Genomic DNA, 19,852 nt, shown 5'->3' on the forward strand with positions numbered 1-19,852 from the left:
TTTAAAATACTCACCATTCTCTTAATACCGACTATGTTTATAAACTAGGTGTTCAGGCTCAACACGATCAATTGACTTGATAACAACGATATACAGGAAGCGCAAATAATGGAAAACAGACGTTATCTTTCCGTTCTTGATAATGGTTTTTTAATCACTGAAACAAAAAACAGCCCCAAACACATTGCGGGTTTACAAATCTATCAAAAGCCGATAAACGCACCAAAAAACTTTGTAAAAAACCTTTCAGAAAGATGGTCAAAAGAAGACGACGCTTGCGCGCCTTACAATCTTAAATTAAACGCCCAGAACCCTTTATCGCCTTATTGGACAGAATGTGATTCGTTTAAGGCAAGCAATCATGTTGAGTTTTTATCGCTAAAAAAGGGCAGCCGGGGTGAACTTTACACCCTAATTTCTGAACTTCATGAAGCCAACCTCGATCGTTCTAAACCTATGTGGCGTTGTGTTTTTGTAGACGGTTTAACGAAAGACAGGTTTGCCATCTACTTCAGTTTTCATCATAGCGTATCTGACGGTGTTTCTGCGGGTAAGATCATGGAAAGAAGCCTCAGTACAGATGCCGCTGAAACTGGACGTCCTCCTTTTTGGGCAATGAAAGACAACTTATATAACAAAAAGTCTAGCCGCCCTAAGCCCACATTAATGAACAAATTAATAGGCGCAGCCACTGGCAATGCTAAAACGGCTTATGGGTTATCGCGCATATCCACCCAGCTTTGTTTAGAAGCGATGGGGCTGACCAAAAATGCAATATCATTGCCTTTTACATCAGCTATTTCACCCTTAACAGGTAGCGTGACCTCCAAGCGTTCATTTACCACAGCATCACTCCCTTTAGACAGGGTTAACCACCTGCGTAAGATTACACGTAATACCTTAAATCACATCGCCCTTACCTGCTTAGATGGTGCTATTCATCGTTACCTTGATCATATTGGCAATCCATTAAACGCAACATTAACCATCACCATGCCGGTAAGCCTGCGTAAAGAAGATGCCAAAGTAGGTGGTAATCAAATTGGCTTAGTGACCACCAAGCTATCCCCTAAAACCGATGACCCTTTTATTCGATTAAGAGAGATTGGCGTATCACTTCAAGCGGTTCGTCACCAGATTGATGAATCACCCGCCGCGAGCATTCAAGCTTATTCATTAGTTACCAATGGGCTATCACAACTTGCAGATACAGCTAATGTAGCAGGCCTAGTGCCACCACTTTCTCATACTATCGTATCGAATGTTCCAGGGCCCAAAAACGCACTTTATCTTGAAGGTGCAGAGTTGCTCGGATGGTATCCAGTGAGCACGTTAGGACCAGGTCACAGACTCAATGTCACGATGTTCTCTTATAACGGTAAACTTGATTTTGGTATTATTGCAGCGTCTGACTTTTTGCCAGACCTCAATGTTCTGGGTCGATTTATTTATGAAGAATTTGAAGAGCTAGAAAAGGTAGTCATGTCGCCTGATATGGGTACTGAGTTTTTAGCAGCGAAGCGACTGTCTGTTAAATCATGATCATTCGGGCAAGGTAACCGACTACCTTGCCCGCCCACCTCAATACAGCCCCCACATCGCTTAAGCTCCTTTTACCCCCCCCTCCTGCACTCTTTTTCTACCTGCCTGTTCTACCTGCATGTTCTACCTGCGTGAACCCACTTACTTGCTTGCAGCTATCTACGGACCCGCAGCCTACGATGAAGATTGTTAAGATGGATCTTATAGGCTAGTATCAAGTTGATCACTATTTATTCAATTAATACGTACAGTTGAACTAAAGCACACAAAACTCACGCTACCCATCGAGCTAAAATCAAGATAGGAGCTATCTGATGTTTAAGGCAGTAGATTCCACAAACCCACAGTTCATGATGCAGTCGGCTGCTGAACTGAAGCAATATATATCATCCAACTATTGTGTTGACGAAAACAGCTACCTAGAACAACTGTTAGCGCTGGTTAAAACAGACGATACAAAATCCATCGCAGAGCAAGCCACCAGATTAATTGAACAAGTAAGAGCTCAAGACGGATCAGTCCATATGATTGATTCTTTGTTATTGCAATATAGCCTAGACACACAAGAAGGTATTTTGTTGATGTGCCTTGCTGAAGCACTTATGAGGGTTCCCGACTCAGAAACAGCAGAAGCATTAATTAGTGATCGGCTCGGCGTTGCCGACTGGAAAAAACACCTTAAGAAAAGTGAATCAGTACTCGTTAATGCCGCTACATGGGGGCTGATGCTAACGGGCAAAGTCGTTATTCTCGATCGAAAAATTAACGGCACCCCTGCTAACGTTATAAACCGTCTCGTTAAGCGCTTAGGCGAATCCGTTATACGAAAAGCCATGCATCAAGCCATGTCTGTCATGGGCAAACATTTTGTACTCGGAAGAGACATCGAAGAAGCGTTTAAAAACGCACAGAAAAACCTTTCCGAAGGCTACACCTACTCTTTTGATATGTTGGGTGAGGCCGCGTTAACGCGTTCCGATGCCGATAAATACCTTAAAGACTATCAAACAGCTATCGCCCGTATTGGACAGTACAACGCTCAACTATCAGACACCCATAACGATACAAATACCGTCACTCACGGCGGAAAAAACATCTTGCACCCTTCGATTTCAATAAAATTTTCAGCGCTGCACCCTCGATATGAAGAAGGTCAAAAACACCGTGTAATCACCGAGCTATACCAAAGTGCATTAACACTCATCAAACAGGCTCGACAACTCAATGTTGGCATCACCATTGATGCAGAAGAAATGGATAGACTTGAGTTATCTCTAACACTATTCGAGAAGCTTTATCAGTCTGATGAGGTCAAGGGCTGGGGTAATTTTGGCTTAGTCGTCCAGGCCTACTCCAAGCGAGCGCTACCTGTTTTAACCTGGCTTACGGCTTTATCACGAGAGCAAGGCGACTTAATACCTTTACGCCTCGTAAAAGGGGCTTACTGGGATACTGAAATCAAACTATCCCAACAAGCAGGTCTTACAGAATATCCTGTCTTTACGCGCAAGGAAGCGACAGATGTTTCTTACCTAGCATGTGCCCATTTTTTATTTAGTGACGAGGTAAGAGGCCGAATATACCCTCAGTTTGCAACGCACAATGCTCACACTGTTGCCAGTATTAAAAGTATCGCGACCCACGACCATTATGAATTTCAGCGCCTTCATGGCATGGGGGATGCGCTGTACCATATTGTTTTAAAGAGTAATCAGTCAGACCAAAAAGCCAATAAAGTGCGTATTTATGCGCCTGTAGGTGCTCATGCAGACCTGCTTCCCTATTTAGTACGACGGTTATTAGAAAACGGCGCAAACTCATCGTTTGTGCACCGTCTAGTTGATGCAAATACACCTATTTCAAGCCTAGTACATCACCCTATGGAGGTTCTGTGGAAACAATCACCACTTAGAAATAATAAAATCCCACTTCCTTCTGATATCTTTGGTAAAGAACGCAAGAACTCATCAGGTATCAACATTGATATTGCGAGTCAGTGGACGCCTTTTAACACGCAGGTCAGTCGTTTTATGACTAAGCAATGGCAAGGGGGGGCTATTATAAACGGGGAAGCGCCTTCAACGGGTCGCGTCATTGAGATCAAATGTCCTTACCGCTTAAGTAGCATCGTCGGTCATGTAACATGGACAGATGAAGCAGGTGTAGAAACAGCCATCGAATCTGCCTACTCTGCATTTGAACAGTGGTATAAAACACCTGTTGAAGCGCGTGCGCGTTACTTAGAAAAAATGGCTGATTTAATAGAAGCTAACACGCCAGAGCTCGTTGCATTATGCCACAGAGAAGCTGGGAAAATCATTCAAGATAGCATCGACGAAATACGTGAAGCGGTTGATTTTTGTCGTTACTATGCTCATCAAGCGCGCGTCCATTTTGCAACGCCTCTTGTGATGCCTGGCCCAACAGGTGAGTCTAACGAATTGTACTTTCAAGGCCGTGGAGTCTTTGCTTGTATTAGCCCTTGGAACTTTCCACTTGCGATATTTATTGGTCAAGTTGCTGCAGCCTTAGTGGCGGGTAATACCGTCATTGCCAAACCTGCAGAACAAACCACCTTAATTGCAAGCCTAGCCGTCAACCTTCTCCATGAAGCCGGAATACCCAAAGACGTGGTTCAATTATTGGCTGGTGAAGGCTCCGTGGTTGGCAATGCAATTACTCAAGATGATCGCATAGCCGGTGTAGCCTTCACAGGGTCGACAGCCACAGCATTACGCATTAACCGTAACCTTGCGGCGCGTTCAGGCGCCATTGCACCGTTGATTGCCGAAACGGGCGGACAAAATGCGATGATTGTTGATAGCACCGCGCTGCCAGAACAAGTCATTAAAGATGTCGTTGAGTCAGCCTTTAAAAGCGCAGGTCAACGCTGCTCTGCCCTTAGAGTGTTATACATTCAAAAAGATGTTGCCCCACGAATGATAGCGCTTTTAAAGGGTGCAATGGCTGAGTTAAGCCTTGGTGACCCCTCCTTGCATGCAACAGATGTAGGACCCGTGATAGATAGCAATGCTAAAAATATGCTGCTTGATCACATAGAAAATATGCGTAAAAACGCAATGGTCATTTATGAAACAAACATGCCCGCGTCACTGAAAAAAGAGCACTTCGTAGCGCCAATTGCTTTCAAAATAGAGAACATGAGCCAACTAGAAAAAGAACATTTCGGCCCAATTTTACATGTCATCACTTATGAAGCTAGTGAATTAGATCAAGTTATTAAACAAATTAATGATTCAGGCTATGGCCTAACCTTAGGTATTCATACCCGTAACGAAACGACGGCACGCTATATCGATAGCAAAGTGCGTGTCGGTAACGTTTACATCAATAGGAATCAAATTGGTGCTGCAGTGGGCGTTCAGCCATTCGGTGGCCAAGGCCTTTCTGGTACAGGCCCAAAAGCAGGCGGTCCACGCTACTTATTTCGTTTTGCAACAGAGAGGACTCGAACAATTAACACCACCGCCGTAGGGGGTAACGCAACACTATTATCGTTGGAGAGCGAGAAGATCACCGATCATTAAAATAACTATAAAATGAAAAGGGGCTAAAAATGATAGAAAATTCATTAGTCGTCACGGCGACATTTATCATCTATCTCATCATGATGATGGTGATAGGCTATATTGCATACAAACGAACCACGAGTTCGTCTGATTACTTTCTAGGAGGCCGATCGCTTGGCCCTTGGCCTGCCGCATTAAGCGCAGGCGCATCTGATATGAGCGGGTGGTTATTATTAGGTTTACCAGGCTACGCTTTAGCATCCGGTTTTGAAGCGTTTTGGTTGGCGGGAGGGTTACTGCTAGGCTTCTGGCTGAACTGGTTAATAACGGCAAGAAGACTAAGAGTCTATACCATCATATCCAACGACTCCCTCACCCTGCCTGCTTTCTTTTCTAACCGTTTTAGAGATAACAGTAAATTACTTCAGATCATTTCTGCTTTTTTTATACTACTATTTTTTCTCTTCTACACAAGCTCTGGCTTGGTGGCCGGCGGTAAGTTATTTGAAACAGTATTCGGTCTTAACTACACCTGGGCTGTTATTATTGGCACTTTGTGCGTTATATCCTACACACTCTTTGGCGGCTTTTTAGCCGTTGCTTGGACAGACTTGGTTCAAGGGTTGTTAATGGCAGCAGCACTGCTCGTTGTGCCGGTTATCGCGATGCAAAGTGAAGGTGGCTTTACTGCCTTATTTGATGGCATGGAAGCCTCCAACCCTCACCTACTCAATATGTTTACCGATAGCAAAGGCGAGACGCTTTCAATTATCTCTATTGTTTCTCTCGTTGCTTGGGGGTTAGGCTACTTTGGTCAGCCTCACATTTTAGCTCGTTTTGCAGCCATTCGCTCTAATCGAGATATCCCAACTGCACGTCGTATTTCTGTTATTTGGTCTGGCCTCAGTCAGTTTGGTGCGTTATTTGTTGGTTTTACCGGCCTGATTTACGTTAACACCGCGATGGGTGGAGAGATTGCTGACGCTGAGAAAATTTTCATGCTATTGGTTAATGCATTATTCCATCCGGTTATCGCCGGCATTCTGCTAGCCGCCATTCTGGCAGCTGTAATGAGTACAGCGGACTCTCAACTATTAGTATCATCCTCAGCACTCGCCGAAGATTTCTACAAAGTGCTTTTGAACAAAGAGGCCACGCCTGAGCAAGTCGTGTCGGTTGGCCGTTTAGGGGTTGTATTAATATCGGTCGTTGCACTTTCGTTTGCACTATCGCCCGATAATACCGTTCTAGGCCTAGTATCGTATGCTTGGGCAGGGTTCGGCGCAGCCTTTGGACCAGCGTTATTATTATCCCTGTATTGGAAGCGTATAAATCGCAACGGCGCATTAGCGGGCATCATAGTGGGGGGCATTACCGTTGTTGCTTGGAAGCAGCTAACGGGCGGCATCTTCGATGTTTACGAAATCGTACCGGGAGTACTGTTCAGTACTCTGGCTATTGTTATCACTTCACTGGCTAGCGCAGAGCCGTCTTCAGATATTACGCAAGAGTTCGAGAAGATGGTACAAGAGCTAAACAATGACGGCGAGATTGAGGTGTCTCACAGAGTTAAGTAAAGCGTCAATTCAAACCACCCTCAATGATGAGGGTGGTTTAATTTCACGGCAATTCGGACCATAGTCTACAAATGACCAACCAAAGGCATCACCAAAAAACCTTTTTGTAGTTTCAAGATCACTGGATGGCTTTGCAACATAATTAATCTTCCCTGTTTCTTTCATATATTGCCACTTGATGCATATTTGTTTTGTACGATGAATTCAGATTTTCTGAAAATGATGAGTGTTTTAAGCACTAACAGGTGATGCGTTGAGATAGGTTTCGTATAAACCTTCTGACTTTTTCAATGCCTTTATCTGATGGTTAGCTACCGTTGACAATCCTAAGTACTACGCCAATCCCCCCCCCGAAAAAGATCAATTTAGAATAGGTTTCTTGTTTAGGCGTTGGCTCGATATGAGAAGGTATCGTCTTTTCGTTATCTTTTTTGATTGCGTCAAAATCAAATACCGAAGGTGATAGAACAGCTCCGCGATGCAAAACCGCTTCACGGATGGCTACCGCTTTTCACACATTAGGCTGAATCAGCATCACTCACAATAAATTAATACTAGCACTCGCCCCTTAAATTTTGCTGTAAATAACGGCATTTCAGTATATTGATAATCCCCCGCTAACCGAACGAGATAGACTTATTTGTTAGGTATTCACAACGCTAAACTGTGATAGTTCCTTTCAAATATTGAACTGCATTACCAGAAATCAGTACCCTATCTCCGGAAATTAAACAGCTGAGTACGCCACCTCGTTTTGAAGCTTGATAGGCTACTAGGTCATGTTTCCTAAGACGTTCAGCCCATAACGGGGCTAGGCCAGTATGAATTGAGCCTGTTACAGGGTCTTCATCTCCGCCATTTGCAGGCCAAAAGTACCTAGATACAAAGTCGTATTCTTGCGATTCAGATTTACAGGTTACCACTACATCAAGCGGTTTGAGTAAAACCAAGGCTTCGTTATTGCGTTGTACAGATAGCACTTCAAGCTTTGATTGATAAATCACGAAATATGCTTGCGAGTTACGATAGACTTCGACTGGTGGAATAGAGAGACCTTGTTTCAAGTTATCTGGAATAACGTCCACCTTTTCAGGTTTCGTATTTGGGAAGTTCATCTGAATCTTACCTGATTCAGTTTTCTTGACTTTTAGCTCTCCAACCGCCTTTGCAGTAAATGTAATCACCGATAACTCAGGGCACTTGCCAAACAAAACAAAAGCAGATGCTAAGGTTGCATGGCCACAAAAATCGATTTCAGTCAGCGGCGAAAACCAGCGAATTTGGTAAACTGACGCTTGAGACAGAACCAAAAAAGCAGTCTCTGAAAGGTTGTTTTCTGATGCTATAGACTGCATTAAATCATCAGGTAGCCACTCATCGGTAATCACCACAGCAGCGGGGTTTCCGCCAAATATAGAATCCGTAAACGCATCTACCACTGTTATTTCGAGTTCCATTCAATTCCTTTTTATTTTAATTTTCAGCTATATTGTTATGCCGTAAGCTTTAGTAGTTTGAAACCTCTATCAGGTTGCCATCTGGGTCTTGAAAATAAATCGACTCTATTTTCCCCATGGCTCCCGTACGGCTTACCGGCCCCTCTATTACGGGCACACCACATGTCTTTAAGTGCTCTTCGACCTCTAGAACGGAGGTCGCTATAATAAAGCATAAATCAGCACTACCCACACTAACATTACTTGCTTTAGGTTCAAATTCGTTACCAAGCTGGTGCAAATTAATTTTTTGGTTACCAAACGATAAAGCAATCCTGCCCTGTCCAAATATTACTTTATTCATCCCCATTACCCGCTCGTAAAAGTTGATACTTTGCTCAATATCCCGAACGGTTAAAACCAAATGATCGATTCTTTCTACTTGCACAATACGTCCTGTATTTTTGTCGAGCATACAGAGCCTTTATTATCGTCTGGTAAAATTTTAATCACTCTGCCAGTATTACGAACTTGTACGTCGCTTGTTCTTGTTTCGTAAGCAGAGGAAATTGATTGCTCACCTGCAAACCCCACAAGAGAAAGTACAGATAAAATGAATAAGATAAGTAATTTTTTCATGTTCAATATTTCTCATGAGCCATAAATTAACCTTTTACAGTCGCTATAAACGATTGCTTTATGCGTGTAAATTAGCCCTAATTCAGATCAGCCTTCAGTGTGACATAACACTTTCTGATTTCCTGACAATGGTGATCTGTATGGTACTTAATAAACGGGCTTAAAGCAGCGCACATAAGTCGATTCAACATCCGCCCTCTCTTGTTTGCTGATGCTAAGCAACGTTTTTTTAACCACTCTTCATCAAACATCGCCCATTCTCCAGCCACACTCATTAAGTTAATAAAAACAGCAGGGGCCACTTCATATTTATGAATAGTGAACGCTTCTTCTAGTGTGAAAGGTGATTCATTGATCGTTCGAGCGATGTATGCATAGTCATAACCCTCAAGCTCTGTATCTAGCCATAAATCAGAAAGTGCTTTCCACAGAGGGAGTCGCTGCTTTATTTGGGGATCGGTAAGTGGCATGCTTTAGTTTGTCCTTATTTTCTGATTATCCTTCTAAAGAGACTGAGCCGAATGGCATTTACTTAAGGGCATTTAGTTCAATATATTATCTTTTTTTAGGTCGGAATTGACTCCGACAAATATTGAAGATACCACAGCAGTTTTTATATAGACCATTTCTGGTTGCCGTGGGCGCGGACATAACTAACGAGTATAGCGTCGGAATGGTTCCTTTCACATCTTCTCCTCAATGCATTGCAGTTCCTCAGGTGTGTTCAGTGTTTCATCTGGTTGGAAAAATCGTCCTCACTCGCAGCAAGCTTTATTGCCACATTGAAGTAGTCATTGCCTTGATCAGTAATATTTTCAAAACCACTAATAGTCATCCAACTATTCAGATCTAAATGTAGTTCAGACTGCGAGGTCTGTGAATTTTCACCTTCAATATACTCTTGTGAATACTCCACTACGAAAGAGCCCGCTTCTTTACCTGGTGAAATAGAGTATCCAAATGTTAACCCTGCTGCAGATACAAAGCCTATATCATTTTCAGTCACGCCGACTTTAATAGACGTTGCCTCTACTAGAAACTGCGGTATGGGTTCTATTGCGTCTGACTCAATATCTATAGCTTTGCAGGCACAAAATCGAATATCCAAAACTAACGGCTTTTGAGTCATCTGGTGCATTAGCAGATTTGTTTCTTGAGCTTGGGCAAGCGTAAAGCTACTAGCGATAAAGATGATGAGAGTTTTAATCGCTAACAGGTTAATCGTCGAGAGAGTATTCATATAAACCTTCCTTAGTTTTAAACGCGTTAATAAACTTTAGAGTAGATGTTATAAAGAGCCCTTAATGGCTCTTTAGTTGAACGAATGACTAGGCACCTTGCAATACCGATACAAACAACCAATCATAAATGCCTAACTGGTTCCCACCCTAGTTTCTTAGATGAACTCCGCAATTGATAAAGGGTCTGAACGCTTTAATTGTTATTTTCCTGCGCACCAAATAAAGCGCCAAGTGTACCAAACGAAACCCTATGCCGATAATTGTTAAGTTTGATCTCCATAGGCTGATAGGCCAAACCTGCCGACTCTCCTTCTTCGCCCTTGCACTCAAACCCGTACTTCTCATAGGCGGGAACTGAAGACAGGGACGCGCTAACGGTGACAATTTCAACCTTTGCGTGATTCAGAGCCGATGAAAGCAATTTCTTACCAATACCTTTTTTCTGGCGTTCAGGGCTAATAAAAAGCATTGCAACATGACGACCTTCCTTGAGCTCGATTACACCTTCAACTTTTCCATCAATTTCTGCGACCAGCATCAAGTTGTCGCCCTTCATTCTGTCAAGAAAGGCATTACTCGCAGCAATTTTAGAAAAGGTTGAAACCCCTTCCTCAGACAATGTGCCTGCAACGGACTGCATAAACGAAGCCATGCAAGTTGCACTTACAGCGTCAAGGTCCTTCTCTTCCATTTTCCTGACAAACACCGAAATCTCCTAAAAACTTAACGCTGCCCAAGCCACGAAGGGGCTAATTTCATCTCCCAGGTTCCCACTCATCGTAAGTAGGCATTGCTGAGGTGTAGTTTAACCATGGAACTTCATGTGAAGACCAAATTCTGAACTCCGGTATTTTCCCAGGATCTTCATCAAGCGTTGCCACCCTCAAGACTAGAACTGGACTTCCCTCCTTCGATTTAATCAAGTGAGTTCCACACATTGAACAAAAATACCTTATTTTTCCTGGTGATGATTCAAATTTAGAAAGCAACGACTCACCTTTTAACCATCGGAAATTGCTACTTTGAACCCCTGATGCCGTATTAAACGCCGAAGCATGTGCTTTCCTACACGTAATACAACAACAATGCTGAATCGGTGAGTCTAGTTCACTGACTTCATATTCTATTTCGCCGCAGAGACAGCTACCTTTCATGATATCTCCTTAGTACTATTCACATAGCAGTTTCTTAGTCGTATTCCGCTTTTAACGCGTTAGTCAGAAGTAAGTATATCCGTTTATTAAATTAATATTATCACTTACCTCACAAATAAAGCACTGAAATATACTAATAAAACATGTAGTTAGTTTTCATACAGTCCTTCTTGTCATCCTCGCGAAGGCGGGAGTCTGTGACTTTACGCTTTCCCAAAACAATGGATCTCCGCCTACGCAAGGGTGACAAGAAGGCTTAAATGCGGTGTGAGTTTTACGTGATTAAGGACAAACAAATAGGTCTGCCCCTATGAATGGGGAATTTAAAACTGAAGAGGTAGGACTGCCTATATTAGAGTCTGTGATTAAGCGTTTTCCGACCTGCTTAGTCACCAGCTCCACTATGCGTACTTTCAAAGATCTTATCCGCTGAGGCTTCAACAAACCCTTGGTATAACGAGCCATCTGGCTGAGGGTAACGATACGCGAACTCATAAAAACACGCCGGTATCGCTTTTTTCAGGTCGATGAAGTCGATTAAGCATTTATCGGCAAGCGTTGAGGACTGTTCTAGCATCACTTCAGGAGAGCCTTTGATCTCCCCGCCTGCTGAATTCAGTATAAATTGGTTGTCTTTTAACACTTGATTGACTTCAGATAGCGTCATGTACCCGACCAAATGGTTTACACTCACCGTAAAGTGGTTAGCCCTAAAGCCGAAAGCAGCGAGCCATGCTGCGTATTCGCTTTCTTCTAGGAGTGTTATATAGTCTTGATAGCTGACGTTCCAATGCCTTCCAGAATACATAAAACTATGATTATCGAGTGCCTTATTCTCTATTTGTGAAACGCATTGATTAACGATGCTATTCAATTTTTCAGAGCATAACTCAAGCTTTAGCTCACTAATAAATATTTTAGGTAACCTGTAATCTGAGTGCTCAAAATGTTTGGCATTGAGCTTTTTAGCCTTAAACTCATATTGGCCTTTCTCCTGATACCCCATATCTATAAAGAATTGACTCAAAACATCTAGGTTAATAGTCGGTAAATTAAATGTCCTAAACGCAACATGGTCATTAATAATTTTATCACCCTTACCTAGCAGGCGATGGATCTTTTTTGCAGATGGGGTTATCTCAATATATTGACCCCACAAACGTTCAAAAAAATCATTTACTGTTTGGCTCATCATGCTTACCTTCTTCTGTTAGGGTCAATATTTATTGTTGATGACTCAAAGGCACTGCACTGATAATGTCATCATTACTAACATGTATTGCTGCTGCCGTTTCTTGATTCATGGTAACGGTGCCCGCTTCGTCATTAACTTTTAGGTTTGCCACTGCGGCACGAAAGTCGATGACTTCAAGATTGCTTACGATAAAATTATCGCCGCCTGATACTGCACCAATCGTTACACCATACTCTTTACGATTTTTGATGGTTGTAACGTCTACCAACCTAGCTTCTACTGTTGGGCCTGCATCAAAGATATCAACATAACCCCTAAAGCTAAAACCCTCTTGTTTAAGCAACGTTAACGCGGGCTTAGTCTGTTCATGCACTTGGCCGATGACGGCCTGAGCTTCGGGGCTTAAAAGACTTGTATAGATGGGATACTTTGGCATCAACTCAGCAATAAATGATTTCTGCCCCATCCCAACTCTATGAACGGCGTCAGAAAACCTCATCGAGAAAAAGTGTTCCTGCAACCATACCCAAAAAGGAGACTGCCCAAGTTCATCTGACACGCCGCGCATTTCAGCCATAATAATATCTGAGAACCGAGCCTGATTCTGCCCAATAAACAAAAAGCGGCACCGTGATAGCAGTCGGCCGTTATAGCCTTGCCTTGCGTGCTTACTCAAAAACAACGTACAGATTTCGGTTGAACCCGTATAGTCGTTACCTAAGGTTAAGATATCGACAGTATTATATACGTCAAGTTCATTAGAATAATGCGTCACCTTCCCTTGGTGATAGTGATATAGCGGATCACGAAGCCCCACAGATGATTCGATACCACTCGTGCCTACCACCTCGTCTGTGTCTGAATCAGCCATAACAAATAAATAGCTGTAACCATCAACAAGGTGCGAGCTTGAGCGAAAAGCTTTCTCTGATCGCGCTATTTTTGCTTTTAGTAGTTCTTCGCTAACGGGTAAAGAGGTAAACCCATAGCCTGACTCTTCTGCAATCTTAAGTAACGCGGGGTAATCTGACTCTCTTATCGGGCGGATAATCATCATAACGAAACCACTTCAGAATACGTAGATAAATAGGCTATCTTAAGTATAGCTAAAGCAAATGTTATGAGTGATGATTTTGATAGGGTGGCGATGTATAGGTAACACACACCAATATGACTGCGATTCTTGACTGAGCGTGTAAGCACTATATAGCCCTATTTTTGCTCCATGCCATTATTTGCTACATCTACAATCAAACGTCTTAACCATTGATGACCAGCGTTATGATGCAGTAATGGACTCCATGCCATCTTGAGGTCAAAGGCGGGTATAGGAAATGGCGGTTCTTTTGTAACGAGTTTAGCGCTATCGTTTGTTATGCCTGCGGCTTTGCTCGGAAGTGTAGCAATAAGGTCATGCTGCTGCGCCAGTAGCATCGCGACTTGATAGTGACGCGTAAATACACTGATATTGCGCTTGTAGCCTATTTCATTGAGCGCTTCATCAACCCAACCTAGTCGCTGAACATCTTTAGGGTTCATGCCTACCCCTACACCAAAGCCTGTTTTACTAACCCAAATATGGCTAGCCTCTAAGTAATTTTCTAACGTAAAGTTGTTGGCGATTTCATTGTCTGCATTCATCAGACATGAGAATGTGTCAGTCCATATAGTTTTTTGATGAAATGATTGAGGAAGCGTATCAAAACGGTTAATCGCCATATCCACTCGCCCCTGCTCAACATCTTCAAACGAGACATCGCTAGGGGTTAAAATATCAAGTGTTACGTTAGCTGCGCGCTGTCGAACCACATTTAATACAGAAGGGATTAGTGTTGACTCAGCGTAATCACTCGCCATAATCCGAAATACACGACTACTATCGAGATCAAACCCTCGATCGGGTTGAATAACTTTTTCTATATTGAATAGAATTTCTCTAACCGCAGGCTTTAGCTCTAGTGCAAGCTCGGTTGGCGCCATCCCATCAGTGGTTCTGACTAACAAGGGATCTTCAAAAAGAAGCCGTAAGCGCTTAAGACCATTACTCATTGCTGGTTGGGTAATGCCTAAATGGCTAGCAGCCTTAGTTACATTTTGCTCACGTAGCAATACATCAAGGTGTATAAGTAAATTAAGGTCTACCCGGTTGATATCCATTATCGCTCATCATCACACAAAAATTAGCTCTTCTAGCAAGGTAATAGAAGCCTTACAAAATAGGCTGACAGACTAACATTCACAAAATCAATAGTAAACTTATAGATCATACATTTTTTGTATAACCGTAATAACCCTTCATTTCAACTGACTTATCTGTAAACAATAAAAAAGGCCGAACACAAGAGTGTTCGGCCTTTCTTTAAACACATCCGATCAAATCTGTCTGACCGGATAACTCAATTCAAACTTAGTTGAACTGGTTAGACGTGTTTTTAGCGCCGCCTGCTTTAAGAGCACGCTCACCAGCAAAGTATTCTTTGTGGTCATCACCCATGTCAGAACCTGACATGTTCTGGTGCTTAACACATGCGATACCCTGACGGATCTCTTTACGCTGTACGCCAGCAACATAACCCAACATACCCTGCTCACCGAAGTACTCTTTAGCCAAGTTATCAACAGACAATGCAGTCGTGTGATAAGTAGGAAGAGTGATCAAGTGATGGAATACGTTCGCTTCACGAGCAGTATCAGCTTGGAAAGTACGAGTACGCTCATCAGCTACTGCAGACAATTCAGAATCGTCGTATTCAGCAGACATTAGGTTAGCACGATCGTATGCAGATACGTCTTTTCCTTCTGCAACAAAAGTATCATAAGTTTGCTGACGGAAGTTTAGCGTCCAGTTGAACGATGGAGAGTTGTTATAAACAAGTTTCGCATCAGGGTGAACCTTACGAACGTCGTTCATCATGCCCGCAATTTCGTGTACTGTTGGAACTGCAGTTTCGATCCAAAGTAGATCAGCGCCAGCATTAAGAGCACCGATACAATCGAATACACAACGCTCATGACCAGTACCTTGACGGAACTGATATAGACCAGAAGGTAAACGCTTAGGACGAACAAGCTTACCGCCGCGGTTAAATACCACATCGCCTTCAGCCATGTCAGCTACGTCGATTTCTTCAACATCTAAGAAAGAGTTGTAGATATCGCCAGAATCGCCAGGCTCGTTAACAACTGCGATTTCTTTAGTAAGGCCAGCACCTTCAGAGTCAGTACGTGCAACGATGATACCGTTGTCGATACCTAGCTCTAGGAAAGCGTGACGCAATGCACGGATCTTAGAGTGGAAGTCAGCGTGAGGAACAGTTACTTTACCGTCCTGGTGACCACATTGCTTCTCATCTGCAACTTGGTTTTCGATCTGTAGTGCACAAGCACCTGCTTCGATCATCTGCTTAGCCATTAGGTAAGTCGCTTCTGCGTTACCAAAACCAGCATCGATATCTGCAATAATTGGCACAACGTGAGTTACGTGGTTGTCAATTTGATCTTGAATGTCAGCTTCTTTAGCTGAATCGCCAGCGTCACGAGCTGCGTCTAATTCGCGGAACAAACCGCCAAGTTCACGTGCGTCAGCTTGACGTAGGAATGTGTAAAGCTCTTCAACCAAAGATGCAACAGCTGTTTTTTCGTGCATTGACTGATCAGGAAGAGGACCGAATTCAGAGCGAAGTGCTGCAACCATCCAACCAGAAAGGTACAAGTAACGACGATCAGTTTTTCCACCAAAGTGCTTCTTGATAGAAATCATTTTCTGTTGGCCAACAAAACCGTGCCAGCAACCTAGAGACTGAGTGTACTTAGTCTTGTCTGCATCGAATGCAGCCATGTCTGCGTTCATGATATCAGCAGTGTATTGTGCAATATCAAGACCTGTCTTGAATTTGTTTTGGGCACGCATGCGAGCGATTGACTCTGGGTTGATTGCTGCCCAGCTATCGCCTTTAGCTTCAACTACTGCTGCAACTGACTTGATATCGTCTTGATATGACATAGACTAGTCCTTCTATTGAGTGTAAATGTATCCAGCCGCCTATAAATATTTAACAGTGTTTTAAAGGCTATTAAATCAATTAATGTCGTCTGGCTTACCGGAGTACTTATTTCAGGTGCGGATTCTAACCAATTAGGCGCAATAAATAAAATATATAGTAAATATACCGGGTATAAGTTTTGTGAATAAAGGCAACCGTTTGAGTATTAGATGTTACAGGCAAACAAAACATAACTTATGTTTAGCATTAACTAACACCTTTAACCTATTAATTTATTTGATTATATCGACTCTTAAATATCCAACTATCAGGCGCAAACAACTTCACAACCCCCTCTCTCGATCACAAAACTAAATAATAATTAACAATTTTATTAGCTTTTAAAGCAGCTTTTGTCAGGCGTAACTCGATAATAAGTACAACAGTCGGTGACGATAGCCTTATGAGTTAGTGGACTTGCAAACGTTATTATTTTACTCCGTGCAAAGCACACTATTTACAAATCAAGTTAGCTGAGCATCTAGCGCTTCTAGCGTTTTATCCATAGCGAACTTATATGCTTCACGCCCTACGGTTATATTGCCGGGTCCAACACGGGGCAACCCTTCGATGGCTAAACACTGCATATTGTCTCTGATTGGCACTTTTAACGCAGCACTGTTTTTTGTGCGCCAAGGCGATCGAGATGTTATATGATGGTAAAACACCCGCTCATTATTTTTAACACCTTGAAGCCCAGGACGGTCTTTGATGCCTCCATCAAGGTAATACCTATTATTCACACAAACTGGCTGGAATAATAATGGAAATGCACACGATGCTGAGACTACATCCTGAATGGAGCCATCACTAAACGTAGTTGTTTGAAGTGCTAATAAGTCAAACACAGAAAGCGTTACCGGCACGCTACACTCTTGTAGCAACTTAACCTTGCAAGCACCTGCAACTAGCGCCCTAAACCTGCGCCCCTTTAATAAGCCAAAGCCAATTGCAGGGTCCCAAAAATCACTTTTTTGTAGACTAAATAAGCGCTCTTTCAACTCATCAGATGAACACCCAGACGCCCAACAAGCACCAACTAATGCGCCCGCACTTGAACCTGTAACCTTAGACGGTAACAGGTTCTCCTGCTCGAGTGCAGCCAACATACCTGCATGAGTAAAAAAACTAAAAAAGCCAGACGACATGCTGAGGGTAAATGGCTCAACTGCAAGCCAGTCTCGTAGAGTCATAGCATTCATCCTTATTTGTATGCTGAGTTAACCCAAAATTTAAGCCAAAAAAAAAGGTAAGACCAGAGGTCTCACCTTTTTATGCTTTAACTCCTTGGAGTTTAAGCTAGATCAACTCTAATTAAAGAGAAAATCCAGTAGTCTTTAATAAAATTAAAGCGCTACGATGTTTTCTGCTTGAGGTCCTTTCTGACCTTGAGTTACAGTGAACTCAACTTTTTGACCTTCAGTCAAAGTTTTGAAGCCAGTGCTAGAGATAGCGCTGAAGTGAGCAAAAACGTCTGGACCAGACTCTTGCTCGATAAAACCAAAACCTTTAGATTCGTTAAACCACTTAACTGTTCCAGTAGTAGTAGACATAATAATATCCTAATAATTCAATTTGTAATTTAAGCCTTTGCTCTAAATGAGATCGGGCGAACTGGCTGAAATGTAATGCTATTACTTATGAAATCAGGACGAGCTACTAATACGAGACATCGAAATGGTGTGCATAAATATAAGACGTTCTTTCAAGCTGAAGAGCATTATATAGGTATTGAGCATATAGTCAATAGCAAAGGTTATATATACAACTACCCATGAGGCATATATAGCTAAACAACCAACAGCCGCATAAAATCTTATATTTCAAACTTTTAGCATTAATACAAAGGATTGACATTAAATTCGCTTTCAATTGATCTACGCCATCAAGATCCTCTACCAGTATTCCATCCAACACTGATTTCATGTATAAAAGCCCTATGAAAACACCAAAGAGAATCCAACCCTTAGTCGAAGACGGTTTGGTAGATGACGTTATCCGCCAACTAATGAGCGGGAAAGAAGCAACCGTTTATGTTGTAAGGTGCGGCAATAATATTCGCTGTGCAAAAGTCTATAAAGATGCAGCCAAACGTAGCTTCAAAAAAGCAGTCCAATACCAAGAAGGCCGAAAAGTTCGTAATAGTAGACGAGCGCGCGCCATGGAGAAAAATTCCTCCTTCGGACGCAAGCAACAAGAAGAGATTTGGCAAAATGCAGAAGTAGACGCACTTTACCGTCTCGCTGATGCAGGCGTTCGTGTACCGCAACCCTACGGTTGTTTTGATGGCGTGCTATTAATGGAGCTTGTGACCGATGACGATGGCGACGTAGCACCCCGCCTTAATGATGTATCTATGTCGGCAGAGCAAGCGCGAGAAGACCACGCAACTGTTATGCACTACGTTAAGCTCATGCTCTGCGCAGGTATCATTCATGGCGACTTATCTGAGTTTAATGTACTGGTAGATGATTACGGTCCAGTTATTATCGACCTCCCACAAGCCGTTGATGCGGCAGCAAACAATAACGCTCAATCAATGCTTGGGCGTGATATTGAAAACATGACCACTTACTATGGTCAGTTTGCCCCCGACCTACTTCAAACAAAGTACACCCAAGAAATGTGGACACTTTATGAGGATGGCAAGCTAACACCAGAAACAAAACTAACGGGCTATTTTGAAGAAGATGAAACAGCAGCCGATGTTGACGCTGTGGTGCTTGAAATTAAAGCGGCAATGGAAGAAGAAAGAGACCGGCAAGAACGCCTTAGAAACTCTGAAGAGCTAGAATAACCTAGCTCTTCAGTGAGTTTTTTATCTTTGCCTACACCAACTTAGCCGCAGACTTAACACCCTCAATCAACATTTGAACCCCTATTACAGCCAAAATAAGCCCCATTAATCGCGTCACAATCCCTAACCCACTTTCACCAATAGCCTTCATGATCTTTGAGCTAAAAATAAAGCAGAAAAAGGTAATAAAACAAAGCACTGCAAACATACTGACGGTTACCATTATTTCCATCCAACCACCAGCAGCTGAATAATTCATAGCGGTCGCAATCGTGCCTGGCCCTGCAAGCAAAGGGACAGCCAAAGGAGAAACCGCAATATCTGTATCATCACTCTCTTCCGACGTATGAAGCTTTGAATTTGCGCCTTGCAACATATGATACCCAACGAGAAACACGAGTACCCCACCCGTAATTTGTAATGCCGGTAGTGTAATCCCAAATAAGCTAAAAATTGACTTACCCAGCAGCGAAAACAACACAATAATAACAAAGGTAATTAGCAACGATTTTGTCGCCACTTTTACTTGCGCTGATTTGCTCTCTCTACCGGCTAGGCCCGCAAACACAGTTGTATTAGCGATAGGATTCATAATGGCAAAAAAAGCCATAAAGACGGTTATAGCATGTTCAATAATTGGATTCATGTGCTCTCAACTTAATTGACTAAAACGATATATAAGACGTGAAAATCGGTTA

The 19,852-nt window shown here is 42.6% G+C and carries 18 protein-coding genes; 4 read left to right on the forward strand and 14 right to left on the reverse strand.

Going from position 1 to position 19,852, the window contains the following annotated elements; all coding sequences use genetic code 11:
• The first annotated feature begins 108 nt into the window (after window positions 1-108).
• The 3 genes from NKI27_RS11885 (at window position 109) to putP (ending at window position 6,649) form a co-directional block, all read left to right on the forward strand.
• Complete coding sequence (locus NKI27_RS11885; RefSeq protein WP_265046267.1) at window positions 109-1,542, forward strand: wax ester/triacylglycerol synthase family O-acyltransferase; 1,434 nt, start codon at window positions 109-111, stop codon at window positions 1,540-1,542.
• Window positions 1,543-1,856: 314 nt separating this feature from the next.
• Entirely contained in the window at window positions 1,857-5,090 is a 3,234-nt protein-coding gene (putA, locus tag NKI27_RS11890) for a bifunctional proline dehydrogenase/L-glutamate gamma-semialdehyde dehydrogenase PutA (protein WP_265046268.1), read from the forward strand.
• Window positions 5,091-5,119: 29 nt separating this feature from the next.
• Window positions 5,120-6,649 (forward strand): sodium/proline symporter PutP, encoded by a 1,530-nt coding sequence (gene putP / locus NKI27_RS11895; RefSeq protein WP_265046269.1) that lies wholly within the window; start codon window positions 5,120-5,122, stop codon window positions 6,647-6,649.
• Window positions 6,650-7,308: 659 nt separating this feature from the next.
• Here the strand turns inward: putP and NKI27_RS11900 are convergent.
• The 13 genes from NKI27_RS11900 to NKI27_RS11955 all read right to left on the reverse strand — a co-directional run bounded on the left by NKI27_RS11900 (window position 7,309) and on the right by NKI27_RS11955 (window position 17,910).
• Window positions 7,309-8,106: a PhzF family phenazine biosynthesis protein gene (locus NKI27_RS11900; RefSeq protein ID WP_265046270.1), complete on the reverse strand. Its 798-nt coding sequence runs from the start codon at window positions 8,104-8,106 to the stop codon at window positions 7,309-7,311.
• A gap of 49 nt (window positions 8,107-8,155) precedes the next feature.
• On the reverse strand, window positions 8,156-8,533 hold the full coding sequence (locus tag NKI27_RS11905) for a VOC family protein (RefSeq protein ID WP_320109463.1): 378 nt from the start codon (window positions 8,531-8,533) through the stop codon (window positions 8,156-8,158).
• On the reverse strand, window positions 8,524-8,724 hold the full coding sequence (locus NKI27_RS19465; RefSeq protein WP_406802390.1) for a DUF3465 domain-containing protein: 201 nt from the start codon (window positions 8,722-8,724) through the stop codon (window positions 8,524-8,526). The genes NKI27_RS11905 and NKI27_RS19465 overlap by 10 nt, the downstream gene beginning before the upstream one ends.
• 77 nt (window positions 8,725-8,801) lie before the next feature.
• Complete coding sequence (locus NKI27_RS11910) at window positions 8,802-9,194, reverse strand: DUF7079 family protein (protein ID WP_265046272.1); 393 nt, start codon at window positions 9,192-9,194, stop codon at window positions 8,802-8,804.
• Window positions 9,195-9,448: 254 nt separating this feature from the next.
• Entirely contained in the window at window positions 9,449-9,964 is a 516-nt protein-coding gene (locus NKI27_RS11915; RefSeq protein ID WP_265046273.1) for a hypothetical protein, read from the reverse strand.
• A gap of 194 nt (window positions 9,965-10,158) precedes the next feature.
• Entirely contained in the window at window positions 10,159-10,671 is a 513-nt protein-coding gene (locus NKI27_RS11920) for a GNAT family N-acetyltransferase (protein WP_265046274.1), read from the reverse strand.
• 49 nt (window positions 10,672-10,720) lie between these two features.
• Window positions 10,721-11,119, reverse strand: coding sequence for a GFA family protein (locus NKI27_RS11925; RefSeq protein ID WP_265046275.1), 399 nt, complete (start codon window positions 11,117-11,119; stop codon window positions 10,721-10,723).
• Window positions 11,120-11,504: 385 nt separating this feature from the next.
• Window positions 11,505-12,311, reverse strand: a complete 807-nt coding sequence (locus NKI27_RS11930) for a DUF1338 domain-containing protein (protein WP_265049511.1) — start codon at window positions 12,309-12,311, stop codon at window positions 11,505-11,507.
• 31 nt (window positions 12,312-12,342) lie between these two features.
• Window positions 12,343-13,371, reverse strand: a complete 1,029-nt coding sequence (astA, locus tag NKI27_RS11935; RefSeq protein ID WP_265046276.1) for an arginine N-succinyltransferase — start codon at window positions 13,369-13,371, stop codon at window positions 12,343-12,345.
• A 155-nt stretch (window positions 13,372-13,526) separates the two neighbouring features.
• Window positions 13,527-14,471 (reverse strand): LysR family transcriptional regulator, encoded by a 945-nt coding sequence (locus NKI27_RS11940; RefSeq protein WP_265046277.1) that lies wholly within the window; start codon window positions 14,469-14,471, stop codon window positions 13,527-13,529.
• 250 nt (window positions 14,472-14,721) lie between these two features.
• Entirely contained in the window at window positions 14,722-16,317 is a 1,596-nt protein-coding gene (locus NKI27_RS11945; protein ID WP_265046278.1) for an isocitrate lyase, read from the reverse strand.
• 504 nt (window positions 16,318-16,821) lie between these two features.
• Window positions 16,822-17,550, reverse strand: a complete 729-nt coding sequence (locus NKI27_RS11950; RefSeq protein ID WP_265046279.1) for a patatin-like phospholipase family protein — start codon at window positions 17,548-17,550, stop codon at window positions 16,822-16,824.
• A gap of 153 nt (window positions 17,551-17,703) precedes the next feature.
• A complete protein-coding gene (locus NKI27_RS11955; protein ID WP_251812809.1) occupies window positions 17,704-17,910 on the reverse strand; it encodes a cold-shock protein in 207 nt (68 codons plus the stop codon).
• Window positions 17,911-18,296: 386 nt separating this feature from the next.
• Between NKI27_RS11955 and NKI27_RS11960 the strand changes: the two genes are divergently transcribed.
• Window positions 18,297-19,154: a PA4780 family RIO1-like protein kinase gene (locus NKI27_RS11960; protein WP_265046280.1), complete on the forward strand. Its 858-nt coding sequence runs from the start codon at window positions 18,297-18,299 to the stop codon at window positions 19,152-19,154.
• A gap of 31 nt (window positions 19,155-19,185) precedes the next feature.
• Here the strand turns inward: NKI27_RS11960 and NKI27_RS11965 are convergent, their stop codons facing one another.
• On the reverse strand, window positions 19,186-19,800 hold the full coding sequence (locus NKI27_RS11965; protein ID WP_265046281.1) for a MarC family protein: 615 nt from the start codon (window positions 19,798-19,800) through the stop codon (window positions 19,186-19,188).
• Between the last annotated feature and the right edge of the window lie 52 nt (window positions 19,801-19,852).

The organism is Alkalimarinus alittae, from assembly GCF_026016465.1.
GTDB lineage: Bacteria > Pseudomonadota > Gammaproteobacteria > Pseudomonadales > Oleiphilaceae > Alkalimarinus > Alkalimarinus alittae.